Origin of the sequence: Corynebacterium sp. 13CS0277, assembly GCF_002994655.1 — a bacterium.
Taxonomy (GTDB): Bacteria; Actinomycetota; Actinomycetes; order Mycobacteriales; family Mycobacteriaceae; genus Corynebacterium.
On record NZ_PPDL01000026.1, the window covers coordinates 1 to 18347 of the forward strand.

The window sequence follows — 18347 nt, forward strand, 5'->3', positions numbered from 1 at the left end:
CGCCGAGGGCCTTGGCGGCGGCTCGGACGCTGACTCCGTGAGCGATTGCGCGCCGCAGGGTACGGATCGTGCTCTGCGCGACTCCGGGGATTGTAGGTGGTTGCACGGATTGACCTTTCGGTTAACCGTGTTGCAACGACCACTTGAATCTAAGCTGCCCAGCGCAGCAAAAACACCGCCGCCCCGCGAGGGGACGACGGTGTCGGAATGCTCGACGCGCATCAACTGCGCGTCATGCACGAAGTGGTCTTACTTGACCAGGCCGAGCAGCTTGGAGATCGCGGTAGCGACCTTGCCGAAGGGCTCGAGGAAAGCAGCAATGGTGCTGAAGTCGAACTCGGTCTTGCCTTCGCCGGAGAAGGACTTGCCGCCAGCCTCAGAGAAGGTGGCCATGTTCTGCAGGAACTCCATCATGGAATTAATCCTTTCAGTATGTGGGGTGGTGGTGTTGCGGCACGAGCCGCTGCCCTGGCCCGACAGAATGCGTCAGGCCAGGAGAAAGGGCTTCGCCTTAGGAGGAGAAGCGCTCCAGGCCAGCCAGCTGACCGATAGCGGCCGGAACGTTCTTGACCAGAGCGACGAAGTTAGCAACGAAGGTGCCGAAGTCGCCGAGAACGGTCTTAACGACGGAAAGATCCATGGTGGGTCTCCTCGAATAGATTGATGCGGGGCGACGGTTTCGACCCCACGGGAAAGGAAAGCAGCCGCCCTGTGTCCAGGACAGTCGCTTCTGTGGAATTATAGCCCCCTTGGTGGGAGCATGCGCCAGAATCACACATCACCTGATGCGCATCCTGGCAAGTTCATTGGGACTGTCGCACGAGGCGCGCAATCCGTTACAAGCTCTTACTTGGCCAGGTCAGCCATGTCGCCGGCAGCGCCGAAGAACTCGCCGAAGGGCTCGAAGAAGTCAGCCAGGTTCTTCAGGAAGGAGCCCTCGCCGGAGAAACCAGCGAGCTCGTTCAGGAAGTTGACGACCATGTCGAAGAATGCGTCCATGAGGAATCCTTAAAGACTCAGATAGCGGTGGGGGTGGGATCCCAGCCCTGTAGCCGGGATGGCTCCTCGATTAGGAGGAGAACTTGCCGCTCACCTTGGCGAGCTGCTCCACCATCTTGGGGAACTTCTCAACCATGGTCACGAGCGCGTCAACGAAAGAGCCGAAGTCGCCGAGGACGGTCTTCACGACGGAGATGTCCATATTGTCTCCTAGGGTCGGAGCCAGCCTCAGGATTGGCCGGCTTACAAGAGGTTTTTCACGGACTTGCGCACGAGGCACACGTCACGTTGTTAACGCTATGCGGCAACCGCGCTGCCCGTCAACCGATTTCACACACAGACCGCGAATCCATGCAGTTTCCCCGCCGAGACCTGTAACACAGGCAGCATCACCCGATTACTACGGTTGACCTGCATGTTTCACAGGTGTCACACATGTGCAGCCCCGCCACAGAGGGCCACTGCCATGTCGAGGCAACGCGATATTTCCCACACTCGCCACGCGCCCGCACCCCCTGAGCTGGGAGAAAAGGAAAGTCAAAAATTTTCCCTCTTCACCCCCACATAGGGGTAGTTTTCCTGTGTCTTTGCTGTGTCTTCACCGCCACCACTCCCCCGCGGGCACGCCCCGCACCTCACTGATTCACCCAAATCAACCAGACCAAATGCCTGCGTTCACATTCCTGTGAGCCCACTTCACGGCAAAGGCCACCAGTTGACACGACCTGCTGGGGGCGTCTACACGCGCGGTGGGGAACTCCTCGCACACAACGGGCACCGAATCCCGCAGAGAGGGGCTCACAGCGCTGCACGCTCGCAGAGAGACACCTCCACCACCTCCTGGACACTTCGTCCGCACCGCGCCGCCACTGACGCGCCCCAGTCCGGTCGACACACGATCCGGCAGCACCGCCTGTGCCCACTACAGCACGAAGCCCGCCCCCACCGGGTGTGGTGGGGGCGGGCTGGGGTTCCGTGCGGCGTCAGGCCGCGCGGTGTGAGCGTGTGGCTGGGGGCTTAGAAGCCGCCCATGCCGCCCATCTCGTCAGCGCCCGGCATGGCCGGGGCGGCCGGCTGCGGCTTGTCGGCGACGACAGCCTCGGTGGTGAGGAACAGAGCCGCGATGGAGGCAGCGTTCTGCAGGGCAGAGCGGGTGACCTTCACCGGGTCGTTGATGCCAGCGGCCATGAGGTCGACGTACTCGCCGGTGGCGGCGTTGAGGCCCTCGCCGGCGGGCAGGGAAGCAACCTTGTCTGCGACGACGCCCGGCTCGAAGCCGGCGTTGAAGGCGATCTGCTTGAGCGGTGCGGACAGGGACTCGCGGACGATCTTCACGCCGGTGGCCTCGTCACCGGTGAGGTCGAGGTCGTGGTCAAGCACGTGGGCGGCCTGCAGGAGGGCGACGCCACCGCCGGCGACGATGCCTTCTTCGACGGCAGCCTTGGCGTTGCGGACGGCGTCCTCAATGCGGTGCTTGCGCTCCTTGAGCTCCACCTCGGTGGCGGCACCGACCTTGATGACGGCGACGCCGCCGGCGAGCTTCGCGAGGCGCTCCTGGAGCTTCTCGCGGTCGTACTCGGAGTCGGAGTTGTCGATCTCGGCGCGGATCTGGTTGACGCGGCCTTCGATCTGCTCGGAGGAGCCAGCGCCCTCCACGATGGTGGTGTCGTCCTTGGTGACAACGACCTTGCGGGCGCGGCCCAGCAGCGGCAGGTCAGCGGTCTCCAGGGAGAGGCCCACCTCCTCGGAGATGACCTGGCCGCCGGTGAGGATAGCCATGTCCTGCAGCTGTGCCTTGCGGCGGTCGCCGAAGCCCGGGGCCTTGACAGCGACGGACTTGAAGGTGCCGCGGATCTTGTTGACCACGAGGGTGGACAGGGCCTCGCCCTCGACGTCCTCAGCGATGATCAGCAGCGGCTTGCCGGTCTGCATGACCTTCTCCAGGATCGGCAGGAGGTCCTTGATGTTGGAGATCTTGGAGGAGACGAGCAGGATGTACGGGTCCTCGAGGACGGCCTCCTGGCGCTCCATGTCGGTGGCGAAGTAGCCGCTAATGTAGCCCTTGTCGAAGCGCATGCCCTCCGTGACGTCGAGCTCCACACCGAAGGTGTTGGACTCTTCGACGGTGATGACGGACTCCTTGTTGAGCTTGCCACCACCCACGGCGTACATGGCCTGGGCGATCTTCTTACCGATGGCCGGGTCCGCGGCGGAGATGCCGGCGGTGGCGGCGATCTCTTCCTCGGTCTCGATCTCCTTCGCGGAGCTCAGCAGCTGCTCGGTCACCTTGGTGACGGCCTGCTCGATGCCGCGCTTGATGCCCATCGGGTTGGAGCCAGCGGCCACGTTGCGCAGGCCCTCGCGGACCAGCGCCTGCGCGAGCACAGTCGCGGTGGTGGTGCCGTCGCCGGCGACGTCGTCAGTCTTCTTGGCGACTTCCTTGACCAGCTCGGCGCCGATCTTCTCGTAGGGGTCCTCGAGCTCGATCTCGCGGGCGATGGACACACCGTCGTTGGTAATGGTGGGGGCGCCCCAGGACTTCTCCAGGACGACGTTGCGGCCCTTCGGGCCGAGGGTGACCTTGACGGCGTCGGCGAGGGTGTTCAGACCCTTCTCCAGGCCGCGGCGTGCTTCTTCATCAAAGGCAATAATCTTTGCCATGAGCGTGCATTCTCCTTGACTTCAACTGTCTGGTTGTTTTTTGTTCGTGTCGATGCGTGCGCATCGTGCAAGTCACGGTGGCGCATCCGCCACAGTTTCTAGCACTCGAGGGTGTCAAGTGCTAACCACCGTTGTAGCAGCCCCGCCCGAGCGAGTGCAACAAAGTTGAGCCCTGTTCGCTCATAGCGCACAACCACCAGCACCCCACCCCCGACAGCACGCTGCCCGGGATCTTCCCCGGGGCACGTCCCCCAATCCCTTCCCGGGTGCCGACCCGCACCGGCCGGGGGCGGGTTTAGGAGAAGAAGTGCTCGAGGGCGTGCGTCGACCAGCCCAGCACCATCAATGCCACCACCACACCGGTGGCCACAATGCCCGCCCCGATCGCGAACCACGCCGCCCCCGTCGACACCGCAGTGGCCTCCGCCGCTTTCGCGCGCGCCTCGTCGAGGGCGTCCGCCTGCTCTGCGCGCAAGGGTTCCGCGGGTTCCGCGCGGGTGGTCTCCGGCTCGCGGGGCACCTGGTAGGGGCTCGTGGTGAACCCGCCGAAGGGGTCGGCGAGCTCGTCGAAGGAGAAATTGTTACTCATGGGCAGTCACACCAAAGACGACAAGAAACGACAAGGGAAGAACAGGGACAAACATCACGCGCAGGCTTTTCGTACCAGCTGCGCGCGGCTATTTGCCGCGGAACCAGCGGCCCCGGGGTTTCTTCTCCCGGGTGGGGCCGATGACTTGCGGCTGCCGGGCCTGCACCTGCGCGCGGGCCGCCAAATGATCCGCGGCCTCAGGCGTCTGCCCGGCGCGCCCGCCCCAGTCGGGGGTCGCGGTGCGGCTCGGCGACGCCGTGGCCGTGATGGCGGGGAAGCTGTCGCTGGGGGCCTCGGGCGCGGGTTCGGGTAGCTGCCACGCGTCGACGGCGGCCACGGGGATGTCGGCGGCGTACATGGCTGCCGCCCGGTCAAACCATCCGGCCATGGCGGCCCTCCTTCCTTGCAGTGTGGGGTTGTGTGGGTGTGCGGGGTGTGTGAGCGTGCAGGCTCGTCCTAGGTGTCCTCGGCGGTGAACAGGCCGACGGTGGCGAACATGGCGCGCAGCGGGTCCAAGCACCTAAAAGGCGCGATCCCGGAGCGGCTCACCCGGTCTCCTTCCGGCGGGGCGCCCAGCGCGGACACGGCGAAGCACTGGTAGGGGTAGGGGTGCTCCCCCAGCATGGGCTGCGCCAGCTGGGACAGCATCATCGTCGCGCCCAGGCACTGCAGGAGGGATTGCACCTCCCAGTGGAGCAGCTCTTGGTCTTTCATCCGGAAGGGGGCATCCAGGTCGCTGGATTCCCGCCGGAAACCGGCCCCGCAGTTACTCATGACGCGCTGCCAGTTCACATGGGTGTTGCCGTCGTAGTACTGGTCGACCTGGTTGACGTTGGCGAGGTACTGCATGGTGTCGAACTTGCTCAGCGTGAGCGCCATGTAGGGCCGGGCTTCCGCCCCCAGCACCCGCAGCACGTTCTGCAGCACGACCGCCGGATCATCGTCGCCGACTTCGTGGCGGGGCACCGCCCCTTGGAGCAGTTCGCGGATTTGGCTCACCCGCATCGGGTCGAAGAGGAAGATGATGCGGTCCGCGTAGCGGAAGAACGTGAGATCGTCTTTGCGGGCCTCGAAGTTTTCTTCCTTCAGGTCCTCGCCGGCGACGTCGCGGAACACCACGAAAATCTTCTGCGGGCTCCGATTGCCATTCTCATCCTTCCGGTCGAACATCCCCAGGTCGAAGATGAGCGGCTTGCGCTGGTACGCGTCCGCGGACGCCGAGGACGGCGTCGACGGCAGCAACCCCATGTGGGTAAACAGGGGCTTTTCGTACTTCTCCCGGTAGGTGCGCCGCGTGTATTCGTCGGCGGGGCGGAAGATCGCCCCGTTGGCGACGGCCAGCTGCTCCAGGAGCTTGACGACCACCGCAATGTAGAGCGACTTGCCGCTCGCGCGGGCACCCGCCATCGCGAACGTGATGACCCCACTGCCCTGCCAGCCTTCGGGCAGGGGGCAGTCCTCGGCGTCGACGAAGGGGGATGCGGTGGCATCCGGCGGCATCTGTTTAAAGGTGTACGGGCAGCGCGTCAGCAGTCGCCCTTCGAAGTGTGTGCTCACAACCTAGTCCTTCCCTGCCAACGCGGACAGTGTGTGCTGCGCCGCGGGCGCCATCGCCACAATGTCGCCGGCTAAGACGTGCTCAGCCAACTCCGGCGTGAACAGAGTGTACGTCGTCCCCGGGGACCCCGGGGCCGGCGGCACCGGGGTGAGCACGTGCACCGTGCCCGGGTACTGCCGCAGCGCGGCCGGCACATCGTCGCTGAGCACCAGCACCGCATCACCCGGGTGAATATCAGTCGCATCGATCCCCCACCCCGCGGAGGCGTAGTCAGGCGCCTGGGCGGCGAAACTCGTCACCGCATCCGGCCCCGCATCGACCGCCACCGCCGGCGACTGGGAGGTTGCCACCGTCATCCGCCGCCCCTGCGCGGCCACGCTGACGATGCCGGCCGCGAACGCCGCCATCGCCTCACACAGGCGGTCATCCACCACCCACCGCATCGACGCACTCACATCAAAAATGACGGTGATATCGCGGCGCCGCCCCGGCGGGAGGGAATCCACCCCAATACTGCTGCGCAGGGCGCTGCGCACCCCCGCCGCCACGGGCGACAAGGGCTCATCCACCGACTGATCTGCCACCTGGATACGCATCGTGCCCTCGTGCTCCACGAGGGTTGCCAGGGGGAACGTCGACAGGTTGGACACGTCAAACGCCGGCAGCTGCATGACAATGTCGTCGGCGCGGGTCCGGCCAATGATCGTAAAACTCACATACGCGGTCGTGTGGGCCGGAAAATTCCGCACCCCCGCCGGGCTCAAGTGCACCACGGCAGGACCAGTGAAGTCCCGCACCATGAGCTTCTGCCCACTGCGCTTCGAGGTGCACTCAGCAACCTGCGCATGAAACGCATGATTGCCTGTCAGGCTGATGGTGAAAAAGCCCCGCAGGTCCCGCGGCAGGCGGGTATCGAAACTCACCCCGGGGGCGAGTGTTACTTGCTGCACGAGGCACCTCCACTAGGACTAGGACTCAGGCTCAGGCTCAGGCTCACAAGGATCACGACACGGGTCGATCCAGGCATACTCATCCGGCACCCACCTCACCACGGTAGGCCTCCGGCAGCACCTGATCGGCGGCGATCAACTGGATGAGGGTGGCGACCACCGACCCCAACTCAGGATCGGCCACACCCGCCGCCTGATAGCGCAACCACTGGCCGGCGGCGGCGAGCACCTCCTCATCAGCGGTCGCATCCGCCAAATCCGCCCGCAGGTACCGCTCATACACCTCGTGAATGTGGGCACTACTCGTCCCCGCATCCCAACGGATCGCCTCCGCCAAGGCGGCCACCTCATCCGGGCCCACCGCCCGGCCCAGCAGCGGGTAGGCGCGCGCAAACGGCACCAACACCACCCACAGCCGCAGACACGCGGCCTCAAAGGTACTGGTGCGCGCCACCTCCGGGTGCACCGTGCGCACCACATCCGCCACCTCCCGGCCCTGCGGGCCCCGCAACACACCAATGATGTCGACGAGATCCGCATCCGGGTGAATCGCGGCCACAATCCGCCGCTGGTGCCGAATGTCCTCGATGCGGCTGGCCGCCACATCCGCCCCATGGCCGCGGCTCTTCAACAGCGCCACAATGTCGCTCACCGAATCATTACTGTGCGCGCCGGGCGGGCGGGAGCCCGCATCAATGGCGGCGATGTCCGCCTCCGCGAGCAGCTGCAGCAGCTCCTGCAGCTGCGGGCGGGGCACCGCCCGACCGGACAGCACCTGGCCGGCGGTGTCCTCGGCGCGGGTGAGCCACTCGGCGGGGAAGTCGTAGGCGGCCCGCGCCGTCGGCGTCGTCGTCGTGCCCGCACGGCTCGCCCAGTCGGGGTGCGGCAGGCTCGTGCCGACGAGGGTGTGGCGGCGAATGAACCCAGCGCGCACCACCCGCGCCAGCGCCGCCGGCGCGGCAGAAGCGTCGTGGGACCCCAGGTGGGCGGCGAACGCCGCCGAGGTCGCCAACGCCTCCACGAGGGGAGCAGTCAGCCCCACATCGACAGCCTCGTCGTCGATGAGCCCACTGCTGCCCGCCAGCGCCAGCAGCCGGTGCACGAGTTCCGCGCGGGCATGCCCGCGGGTATCACTGCGGGTATCGGCGGCGTCGATGACGCGCGCCAGCCGCGCCAGGATCTCGGTGCGCTGGGCGCGCTCCAGGCCGCGGGCATCCAGGCTCGCCTCCAGCAGGCCCGAGGCGGCGCCCTCGCGACCATCCCGCGCCAGCAGTACCGGCACCGGATCGTCCAACAACTCCTCCCAGGCGCGCGCCGCGCCCCCGGTGTGGCGGCGCACCTGCGCCGCCAGCGCCGCCGTCGGCGAATGCGGCGGCCCGTCCAGCATGCGGCGCGCAAGAAGCACCGCCTCCGGGGAGAAATCCGCCTCAAAAGCGACGACCGCCAGTGCGAGCGCCTGCCCGTAGGCGGCAATGGTGCCCGCATCGGCCGGCACCGGCAACGGCACGCCGTCGACGAGCGGCCACGCCGCATCACTGACCGCCACCAGGTGGTTGACGAGGGTGCCGACCATCTGCTCGTCTGTCAGCGCCGCCTGTGTCAGCTGCGACCAGTCACCCACCGGATGCCGGTAGGTGGCGGGATCCGCCGGGTCAATAATCGTCAGCAGCTCCGCGTGGGGCACCTCCGCCAACGCCTGCCGGTCGGCCTCCGGCACGCACACAATCCGGTACCCGGCCTGCAGCAGCCGGGCCGCGTGCATCGTCCGCGCCCGCTCAAAGGTCGACAGCCGCCACGTGGCGTACGCCATCGACGGCGTCGTCGTCGCCGACAACGCCCGCAACCAATACCCCGCATCGAGGTTGTTGCGCACCACCAGCACCGCCAAGGTGGCGGGGTTCTCCACCGCCGCCTGCAGCGCCCACAGCGCGCCCGAACGATCGCCCAGCAGCTGCCGGACCACCAGCCACGCCACCGCGTAGCCGTCCTCGGAATCCTCCACGGGTGTCGCCGGCTGCGCCGGCTGCAAGCGCACCTGATTGACCGCCGTCTTCCGAAACGGGGTCGCGAAACTCGCGCCCCGGTACGCGTCCGTCGGGTACGGCACCGGTGCCGGCAGGTGCGGCAACTGGTCAATGAACGCGTGGCTGAACACGTTCCCCGGCCGGCCGGTGGCATCACTGCCTGCCGGCACCGACTGCAGGTACGCCGCAGCCCCCTGGGGCCCCAACGCCGGCGGCACGTACTCGAAACGCCGGGGCAGGGAATCAATATCCTCCTGGGAGAGGAAATCATCCACCGGCTGCACCGGGTGCAGCTGCGTCGGCGCATTCGCCGCCACCCACTGGGTGTGCGCGGCCTGCGCGTCCACCGTGGGTCCCACTCGCCAGCCGCCGGAGGACCCGGCCGCCTCACCGTGGGCGCCCGCCGCAAAGGACGCGAACGTCACCTGCGCGAAGCGGCCCGCATCCACCGCGGCGTGCCGGGCCACACCCCGCACCGGCGAGGAGGACACTTCATTCCGACTCAACTGTCCTCACCTGCCTGGGCGTGCGCACTCGCAGCAATAATGTCCCGCAGCCGCCGCAGGTGCAGGTACGCCACCGGCGGATCCTCCAAGGCAATCGCCCGCCCGGAGGCGTCCTCCAAATCCAGGGGGAACAGGCGCAGAAACGCGTTCGGCCCCGCCTTCGTCAGCATCCGCGGATCAATCTCCCAATAGGTGGTCGGCTGATCCGGCCCCAACTGGTCCACAATGAGACCCGGCAGGAACTCCGAATGGGGCGCCCCGTGGGTAATCTGCCGCACGTTGACCTCCAGCCCGTCGCCCGCCTCCAAGGGCAGGCGGCCGCGCTGGATGCGCAGCGTGAAGCGCCGCTCCGTGTGCTCCGGGCGCAGCGCAGCAATCGCCACACACACCGCCCCACCGCGGCCAAAGATCGAATACTTCATCCGCGTCACACCGTGGTAGTCGAGCAACGCCGGCTCGCCCAAGATCTTTTCGTTGTTGTAGTACTTCGAGGGCAACAGCTTGATCTTGCCGCGGTCGTTGAGCTTCAGCCGCATCCCACCGCGCGCATCGTAGGTTTCCCGATCGATCGTCGTCAGGTGCTCCTCCGAGGTGCTGCCCGTGTACGGGTCCTGGGAGACGAAATACGCCGCCACCTCCAGCGCATTGCGCGGCCACCCGAAGGTCGCCACCTGGTGGGTGACGCGCTCAAACAGGGCGGCATTGGTCACCTCGCCGACACGCACCGAGGAGTAACTCCGACCCACCTGGCACTTCTCGCCCACCACCGTCACAGGGGTGAGGAAGATAGAGTACCAGTCCTCCGGCCAGCTCACCCGGCAGGAGTTCTCACCCCGGGTGAGGTCGTTGACCCAGTTTTCCTGCGGCAGCCCAAAGTCCTCCAGGAAACGCACATCGACCGTGCGTCCCGTGACCCCATCGTCGGGGGCGACGTTCGTGCGGTAGATCCGCACCTCCCCGGAGGAAGGATTGTCCCAGCTCACGTCGAAGAGTGTCTCGTCGCCCAGGGCGGTGGTGTCGACCGCAATGTCGACGGCGTGCACCTCGGCGGGCACGGCAATCATGTCGACGTCACTCATGAGCGAGTAGCGGTCGAAGCCCCGCAGGTTGACGATGCGGCGGGCAACGAACTTCCAGTTCACGCCCCGCTGCGGCGGGGAGAAAATGAAGCCCTGCTGGTTGGCCTCGTTGAGGCTGATCTCGTTGCGGGGGCTGTGCACCCGCCGGTCGCGTTCCTTCGCGGCGAACACCGCCACCCGGGTGGTGCCCTCCAGGGGCGACCACTGGCCCTTAATTTCGCGGCCCGCGACGGTGAGCGTCATGTCCTCCACGGGGCGGATGATCCACGCCTCCCCGACAAAGCGGGGCGGGGTGGTGCGCGCCTGCGCCTCCGTCGCGCCCTCATGGGCCCACACCTGGTAGAACCGCAGCGCGGTGGTGAACTCGTCCTCGTCCACCCAGTGGGTGCCCACCGTGGTGGCGCGGTGCTCCCCGGAGTCGGGGTCCCGGTCGAATTCCTCTTCCTCGCTGACCACCCGGTACAGGCGTACCACGCCGGCGGCCGGCTCAGGTGCTTCCCACCGCACCAGCACGCTGCCATCCGACTGGACGACAGCCTCCACCACGGCGTCCGCCAGCGGCTTCGGCGCGGAATCCCCAAACATCACCAGGCGGGCAAAATCGGTCTCCACATAGTCGCGCAGGTCGGCGGCGACGGTGCGCACCACATCGGTGTCTTCCTCCGCCGGCGCCGCGGAGGCCACCAGGTCGTGGTCGACGATGACGTCGTCCATGGGCCGCGCCAGCCCCGCCACGGCCGGGTCTTCCGCCGCCGGCAGCACCACAGCACCAGCGCCCTCAGCGCTGGGCGTGGGCAGCGCCTCCGGGGGCGCGACCGGCATCGCCGGTGCCGCCGGTGCCGCGGGCTGAGTGGGCTGCGCCGGCATCGCCGGGGCCGCCGGTTGCGCGGGCTGCGGCGCGGCCACCTGGGCCGCCTCCGGCAGGGGGTGGGTGGCCGGATCGGCGGGCAGCACCGGCTGCGGGGCCGGGGTGGCCCGCAGCGTGGCGCGCGGAATCGGGCCCGCGGTACCCACCTGGGGGTTGCCCGCCGGCCACATGCTGCCGTCATCCAACCCCTGGGTCAGCGGGGTGGGCTCCACGGCACGGCGCTTGTCCGACAGGCCCAGAATGTCGTCCACCATGGTGTCCGCGCCCCGGCGGGGCGGCTGCGGCTGCGGCTGTGCCGGGGGCTGCGGCGCGGCGGGCTGGTGGTTGGGTGCTTGGGGGTGCGGTATCTGCTGGGCAGGGGGCTGCTGCCCCTGCGGGGTGGGCCACACCCCGCCCGGCAGGTTCGGGGTGAACATCGCCGGCTCCAGCGGCTGGCGGGTCGCCTCCTCAAAACCCGTGGCCACCATGAGGCGAATGCGCTGCAGGGGGCCGCCCCACACCTTGAGTGCCTGCGGGGCCGCCGGATTGTTCAACGCCTGGGCGTCCTGGGCGGCGAGCTTCAACGCATCGTCGCCGGGCAGCTGGGCGGGGGTGAAGCCGTGGGCTTCGGCCTGCGCACGCCACCGGTGGTAGGCCTCCAGGACGCGCTCCGGGAAGGTGGGCATTTCTAGAGGTCTCCTTGGGTGAAGAAGTCAGGGCTGGCAAAAGGATTATCCGCCGCGTCCACCGTCGGCGCATCCGGGGTGGCACGGTAGTCGAGCTGCACGTCGGCGGCGACCGCCGGGCGGGACAGCTGCACCAGCACCTCCCCGCCACCAATGGCGTCCTGGGTGGAGGAGCCCTTGGCGTAGTAGGCCTGGTCGATGGTGCCGATGCGGCTCATCGTCTGCCCGTGCTCGGTGAGGAACTGGCCGTTGAAGGTGCCGGCGAATTCGAGGTCTTTCAGCGGCCGCAGCGGTGCGGTGTGCGCCCCGGCCGCCCGGGAGGCGACCCGCGCGATCGAGATGTCCGCAATGTCGGAGGCGCTGGCGGCGTGCGCCAGCTGGGAGACAATGCCCAGCCAGTGGCCGCCGGTGCGGTCCGCGTGGTTGAAGTCGGGGCTGGCGGCAATGTCGGCGATGCGGTCCAGGGCGCTGCCGGTGTGGTCGCCGGGCTGGCCGAGCACGTGCGCCACGTCGACGGTGATGTTCTGCTCCTGCCGCAGCGTCGCCGCCGCCCGCGCCAGCGCCTCCCCGGCGAGCGGACCCATCCAGCCTTCCTCGTACACGCCCATGCGGTGGCGTTCCACGGTGGTGCGGATGGTGTCTTCCTCCGGGGTTGCTTCCGCGAGCACCACGTGCCGCGGCATCGCGTTCGTCGGGGTGACGGCCCGCTGCTCGTTCTTCGTGACCTGCCCGAAGGGGTACTCCAGGATCGCGCCCAACATGTGGCTGACGGACACGAACTGCCCGTAGGCGACCTCAATGCGGTCGAGGGCGACCGTGCAGGCGGCGGCGTTTTCCCGCGCGGTGTTCATATCGCTGCGCACGGTGCGCCGCCGGTTGGCGTCCTTGATGTCGTCGCGGGTTTCCAACGCCACCTGCGTCATCCACACGAGAAGCCAGAAGGCGAACCAGCTGCCGAAGTAGCTGGCTTTCCCACTCGCCGGCAGGTCGTTGAGGGTGCGCACCCACACCCATTCCGGCAGCCCGGACGCCGCCGAGGTGTGGATGTTGCCCACACCCCACAACAGCAGGAACAGCAGCAGGGAGCTCACCGCCACCCAGCCGAAGAAACGCAGCCACTTCGTGGGCGAGTCGTCCGGGGTGCTGGCGGGCTGCTCCTCCCGGCTGAGGCGGTCAATGTCCGCCTCGTAGCGGGCGCGCTCCGCGGTGATGTCGCGGCGCATCTGCTCCAATCCGAGACCAATGCGGGCGGCGAAGCTGTGGGAGTGCTTTTCCCGCCACTGGCGAAAATCGCCAATGGTGCGGCCAATGGCCCGGTGCTGGGAGCCGGTGAGCTGCGCGAGCTGCCGCTCGTAGGCGGCCGCACCCACCACGTCGTAGCCGGCAATCGGCTCCCCCATGAGGTTTTTCAGCTGGGGTGGCAGCAGGCGGCCGAACCGGGTCGACGGCCCCGGGATGACGTACTCGGCGGCGGGGGCGACGTGAATGTTGCTCGTCCCCGGCTCCTGGCAGGCCTCCGGGTAGCGGGGGCCCGCCACCTGCCCGAAGGCGCGGGGGCTGGCGTCCATCATCGTCAACGCCATGTTCGAGTACGAGCGCCAGAGCGGCTCCAGTTCGGCGGCAATCTCCTCCCGGGTCGGGGCCTGGGTGGCGGCCGTCGCCACCGCATCCGCCTCATCGACCTGGGCGCCGACGAGGCTCACACGGCCGACCTGCACCCGGGATCCCGTGACCCCGTACAGGTGCTTCTGCACCGCATAGTCCCGGGCGGTGGCCACGTCGTAGCGCAGCCGCCGCAGGAAACGGGCGGGCGCGGTGACGAGGTTGCGGCCGTAGGCGCGGCCGAAATCCGCCAACGCGTGCCCCGCCGTGGTGTGCACCAGCGACTGGGTGATCGCCTGGTAGCGGGCGCCGGTGAGGACCTCCCGGTACTCCCCCACCAGCTGCTGCGCGCAGGCATCCGCGAACGCGTACGCGTCGACCGGGTAGTGGGCGTACACCGCCTGCCCCGGCCGGCTCAGCTTCGCCTGCGGGTTCACCGTCGTGTCGAACACGCCCAATTTGATCAGTGTTTGCACCCGCTGGCCGTCGATCCGGCGGTAGTAGGTGCGCACCAGGCGAAACGTGTCGCCCTGGCCGGTGTCCATGTGGTGGGCGGGCACATCCCCGGAGCCGGTCCACGCCCCACAGATCGAGGCAATACTCGCCGCGTAGTGCAGCGCCAGCTGCTGCGGGGGGCACGCCCCATCCAGGGTGGCGGCCGGCTGGTCAGGGCCGGCGGAATCCTCCGGCGCAAGCAGGAGATTGACGTACCCCCGCAGCGTCGGCAGCGGGTGCGTGACCTGCGCGTGCGCGGGCGCCAGCATGAGGTTCGTGCGGTGCAGGCGGCTGCTGTAGCCCACCGAGTCCAACGCTAAGGTGACCGGCGCGATATTGTCCGGCCCGAGCCGGCCCGCCTCCTCGGCAATGTTGTTGACGAGGATGAAGCTGGCGGTGCCGCGGCCGGGGTTGGTGGCCTCAATATCGACGAGTGCCTTCGTCAGGGACACGGATTCGATGATGGTGCGGGTGCCGAAGCCGGGGCGGGCGACCCGGACGAGGCTGTCGGCGTGGTGGAAGGAATCGGCGTCGATCCAGATGAGGTTGCGCACGATTCCGAGCGCGGCGAAGTCCTCCAGGACCTGCCGCACGCCGGCCGCGGTGTGACCACGGCCGACGACAATCGTCACCGGTGACGCCTGGGGTTCCATTTAGAGGTCTCCGAAGTCTTCCATGAGGTCGGCTTCGAAATCATCGTCGCCGAAGGGGTCGCGGGCGGGCACGTCCGGGCTGCTGCCGGGAGGGCCCGCAATGTAGGCGGCCTTGACCAGGGCGGCGAGCTTCTCCGTCACGTCGACAATGTCGGCCGCCAGGTCGTGAATGACCGGGGTCTTCGCCGCAATCCGGCGGTCGGTGATGTCGCCGTAGGCGCGCGCCGAAGGGGTGGCCACCTGGCCGGCCGTCGCAATGCCCGTCGGCAGGAAGGACTGCGCCATCTGGTAGTGGCGGCCCAGCCACGCCAGCGCCGCATCGCGTCGCTGCTCCGGGGTGGCGTCCATGCCGGTGCCCGGCACCTGGCCGGTCTCCCCGGCCTCCCGGACGCCGGTGTGGATCCAGGCGCGCAGCAGCGCCTGCCCGTTCAAGGTGCGCCCATCCCGGGAGGGGCTGGCGGCCGTGTCGTAGAGGTGCCGCATGAGCACGTAGGGCTTCACGCTGTGCATGACAGGGTGCTGGCCGGCACGCGCCCACCCCATGGAGGCCGACTCCAGCAGGCTCGGCAGCCAGTCCAGCTGGTGCCGCAGGTGGCTGACGGGGGTGAGCATCGGCGCATCGAAGTTCACCCACTGGTTATCCAGCGGATCCCACACCTGCACCGCCGCATCATCCGCCACATCGAGGGTGTCGGGGTAGACGATCTGGCCAATCATGCGGCCGATGTACCAGCCGGCGATGAGCGCGAAACGCTCATCGTTGCTCATCGGCAGCGCCGCCGGCAGCGGCCGGGTGCGCCGCAGCGCCCAGAAGGAGCCGCGCTGCATCGTCATCTTCTGCCACTGCTCCGCAATGGGCGGCAGCAGGGACTCGAAGACGATGGGCGCGTAGTTCGGGTAGGAGCCGAAGATGTCGATGGCGCGCTCTTCGCCCTGGTTCGTCATCGCCGTGCCCAGGGGGCGGGTGCGGTCGGCAGGGGTGTGGTTGGGGAAGTCCAGCACGGTCTTCTCCAGGGCCTGCGCCAACTCATCGCCGCCGAAGGGGATCGAGGAGAACGTGAACCGGTACTCCACCTCACGCCCGTAGAGGGCACGCACCAGGTCGGCGTTGACCTGCGCCAGCGGCAGCGCGTAGCTCATCGCCTCCCGGAACTTCGTCAGCACCTGGGTGCGGCGGCCGTTGCGCTCCGACTCGGTGAGCCCCGGGGTGAGGATGTACTCCCGCAGGGAGGTGGAGATGAACGTGTTGAAGCTGTAGCCGGGCCGGCGGATGTACTGCCGCGCCCGGTCGAGCACCTTGCCGGCCTGAATGTTGAACTCGAAGCGGGCCGCCACCGGGGTACGCGGCGCGGCCGCGGCGGCGCTGCCCCTCTCGGGGCGGAGCACCAGGTCCTTCGGAATCCACTCGCCCTTGAGCACCAGCAGGTCCTCGGGGGCCTGCTCCGCGCCGGACAGGGCCTGCCACGTGCCAGAGATAACGGAGCTCGCCGCCACCCCCAGGGAGGACACGTAGTCAGGCACCCGGGCCTGCTCGTCGAAGCTGCGGGAGGATTCGATGATGTCGTGGGAGAACTGCGCGGGGAAGGAATCGACCTCGGTGAGGAAGACTTCGTTGGCGGCGTGGCGGAAACGATCCGGCACGGTCGTCTGCGTCTCGTCCGGCCACAGGTTCGGCACGTTCGTCTTCAGCTGCGACACACCCAAGTTCGGGTCGATGCGCACCTGCATGGAGGCCTCCAGGTCGCGGTGCCCGGTGAGCATCGTCTCCTGCAGCGGGTTGAGGAAGTCCTGCACGAACCCCTTGAGAACCGGCGCCAGGGTCGTGGCGATGACCTTCGCGGCGGCGAAACGCAGTTCCTTCGTCACGCCCTGCACGATGCGCTCGACGTAGTCGTTCGGGTTCGCGATCGACTGCTTGCGGCTCGTCAGGGCCTCCCGCACTTCGCTCGGCAGGGTGAGCGTCGGCTGGTACGCCGCCACCTGCTCCGTGCGGGTGATGATGCCGGATTCGAGCTGTTCCCGAATGGCGCGCACCACCCGGTAACCGTAGGGCACACCGAACTTCGCGACTTCGGCCCGGATGATGTCGAGCAGGCCTTCCTGCACGCCCTCTGCCTCGGCCCACTCGTACACGCCGTTGTACAGCAGGGAATCCTCATCCATGTCGAGCTCCGCGAGGACGCTCGCCAGGGCGGCGTCGACGGCCGGCACCCAGTCGGTGGATTTCGCGCCCGGGTCCTTCGGGATGCGGGTGCGCACCTTGTCGGCCATGACGTTGACCCACGCCTGGATGGGGCCGCTGAAGCGCTCCATGATCCAGTTACCGGGGTGCTGTTCCACGGGCAGCAGGGCGTTGAGCGCGCCCGCGTAGCCGCGGTAGTTGTTCGTCAGCTTCTCCGTGAGCTGCGCGTCCGCACTCGCCGGGTTAGACACGTCCACGTGCCCCTTGAGCAGCCGGCCCACCGCGCTGTGCGCGAGCCGCTGCGCGGCGTACTCGGCGTAGCGGTCGCGGCCCATCCCCAACTGGGCGTAGCCGTAGGAGCCCCACGGGATGGCCTTCTCCTCCCCGATGCCCCAGCCGTACACGCTGGTGTCCATGGGGTAGCCGCCCCGGTTCGTCAGGGTGTAGGCCTTAAAGTCCTGCATCGCATGCCGGTCCGCCATGAGCGCCGCGAGACCGCGGCCCAGCGCCCGGTACACGGTAGTGGGGTGCCCGTCGCCCAGCAGAGCGCCGTCGGTGCCGCTGCGGACACCGACGGGGAAAATCCGGCCAATCGGCGGCTGCGCCGTGTTCCCCGTGAGCCGAATCCCCAGGTCCTCGAAGAGGCGCACGTCGGCCTCGGCGGCGGCACCCGATTGGGCGGCCACCAGTTCGGCGAACATGGCCAACGCGTTCGGGTTCGTCCCCATGACACTGTCGGCGTCAAGCTTGTGGAAAATATCCGGGGTCACCATGAACAGCGACGTCAGCGCCGGCGACATCCCGTCGAGGGAGGTGAGCAGGCGGCAAATATCGATCGCCATCGACGCGCCCGCGCCACCCGCCATGGAGCTCACCACGAACACCAGGGGCTGCTCCTGGGCCACATCGTTATCCACATGCCCGTAGAGGGCGTGGCGCAGCTCCGTGAGCTCCGCGATGGTCTCCGCCTTCCGCAGCACCTCCCACGCCTTCCGCAGCTCCGTCTGCATGTCAGCCAACTTCGACAGGGCCAGCATGCGGCCGATGGCGCGGAACTGGCCCGCCCCATCACTGACCGGCGTGGTTTCGCTCTTCGGGTCGGTGTGCGCCCAGGACGCAATCGTGCCGAGTTCTTTCTTCGCGGCCAGTTTCTGGCTCACCGCGTAATCCACCCGCTCGTACGACGCCGTCGACCCGCAGGACACGTAGTGCCCGCCCGCCTCGGACACGTTCGGCAGGTTCGGGCCCGCCTTCTCCGCGGCGGTCGGCACGTCGACCGTGACGAATTGCCACGCGCGCGGCAGCTTCACGTCCTTCGGGCTGGGGTACCGGTCCGGCAGACGCTCCGCGAGCGTCGTCTTCAGCTGGTCCATCATGTAGGCCAGGGTTTTCGCTCCGGAACCGCCGCAGCCGACGACGAGAACTTTATGCATGGTGGCTTCCTCCTGGGACAATCACACGGGGAGATGTGGGAGTGGAATAAATGTGCAAAGTGGGTGTGGCCGCTTCCCGACCG

General features: G+C 68.0%; 13 protein-coding genes. All 13 read right to left on the reverse strand.

Annotated features, from left to right (window positions below; genetic code table 11):
- Positions 1-249 precede the first annotated feature (249 nt).
- The 13 genes from C1Y63_RS12750 to C1Y63_RS10710 all read right to left on the reverse strand — a co-directional run bounded on the left by C1Y63_RS12750 (position 250) and on the right by C1Y63_RS10710 (position 18264).
- On the reverse strand, positions 250-414 hold the full coding sequence (locus C1Y63_RS12750; protein ID WP_158256153.1) for a hypothetical protein: 165 nt from the start codon (positions 412-414) through the stop codon (positions 250-252).
- A gap of 97 nt (positions 415-511) precedes the next feature.
- Entirely contained in the window at positions 512-640 is a 129-nt protein-coding gene (locus C1Y63_RS13195) for a hypothetical protein (RefSeq protein ID WP_255414095.1), read from the reverse strand.
- Between the two features lie 206 nt (positions 641-846).
- Positions 847-999, reverse strand: a complete 153-nt coding sequence (locus C1Y63_RS12755; protein ID WP_158256154.1) for a hypothetical protein — start codon at positions 997-999, stop codon at positions 847-849.
- Positions 1000-1069: 70 nt separating this feature from the next.
- On the reverse strand, positions 1070-1201 hold the full coding sequence (locus C1Y63_RS13200; RefSeq protein WP_255414096.1) for a hypothetical protein: 132 nt from the start codon (positions 1199-1201) through the stop codon (positions 1070-1072).
- Positions 1202-2016: 815 nt separating this feature from the next.
- On the reverse strand, positions 2017-3660 hold the full coding sequence (groL, locus tag C1Y63_RS10670) for a chaperonin GroEL (protein WP_106016438.1): 1644 nt from the start codon (positions 3658-3660) through the stop codon (positions 2017-2019).
- A gap of 295 nt (positions 3661-3955) precedes the next feature.
- A complete protein-coding gene (locus tag C1Y63_RS10675; RefSeq protein ID WP_106016439.1) occupies positions 3956-4249 on the reverse strand; it encodes a hypothetical protein in 294 nt (97 codons plus the stop codon).
- An 88-nt stretch (positions 4250-4337) separates the two neighbouring features.
- Positions 4338-4637: a hypothetical protein gene (locus C1Y63_RS10680; protein ID WP_106016440.1), complete on the reverse strand. Its 300-nt coding sequence runs from the start codon at positions 4635-4637 to the stop codon at positions 4338-4340.
- A 68-nt stretch (positions 4638-4705) separates the two neighbouring features.
- Positions 4706-5806 (reverse strand): hypothetical protein, encoded by a 1101-nt coding sequence (locus tag C1Y63_RS10685; RefSeq protein ID WP_106016441.1) that lies wholly within the window; start codon positions 5804-5806, stop codon positions 4706-4708.
- Between the two features lie 3 nt (positions 5807-5809).
- Positions 5810-6757 carry a hypothetical protein gene (locus C1Y63_RS10690; RefSeq protein ID WP_146128942.1) on the reverse strand — a complete coding sequence of 316 codons (948 nt, stop codon included), beginning with the start codon at positions 6755-6757 and terminating at the stop codon, positions 5810-5812.
- Between the two features lie 79 nt (positions 6758-6836).
- Positions 6837-9287, reverse strand: a complete 2451-nt coding sequence (locus C1Y63_RS12760; RefSeq protein ID WP_158256155.1) for a hypothetical protein — start codon at positions 9285-9287, stop codon at positions 6837-6839.
- Positions 9284-11899 carry a hypothetical protein gene (locus tag C1Y63_RS10700; protein WP_106016444.1) on the reverse strand — a complete coding sequence of 872 codons (2616 nt, stop codon included), beginning with the start codon at positions 11897-11899 and terminating at the stop codon, positions 9284-9286. Before C1Y63_RS10700 ends, C1Y63_RS12760 begins: the two co-directional genes overlap by 4 nt.
- A gap of 2 nt (positions 11900-11901) precedes the next feature.
- The gene (locus tag C1Y63_RS10705) at positions 11902-14649 is read right to left on the reverse strand and encodes a hypothetical protein (protein WP_106016445.1); all 2748 of its coding nucleotides are present in this window, start codon (positions 14647-14649) and stop codon (positions 11902-11904) included.
- Complete coding sequence (locus tag C1Y63_RS10710; RefSeq protein WP_106016446.1) at positions 14650-18264, reverse strand: tubulin-like doman-containing protein; 3615 nt, start codon at positions 18262-18264, stop codon at positions 14650-14652.
- Positions 18265-18347: the final 83 nt, after the last annotated feature.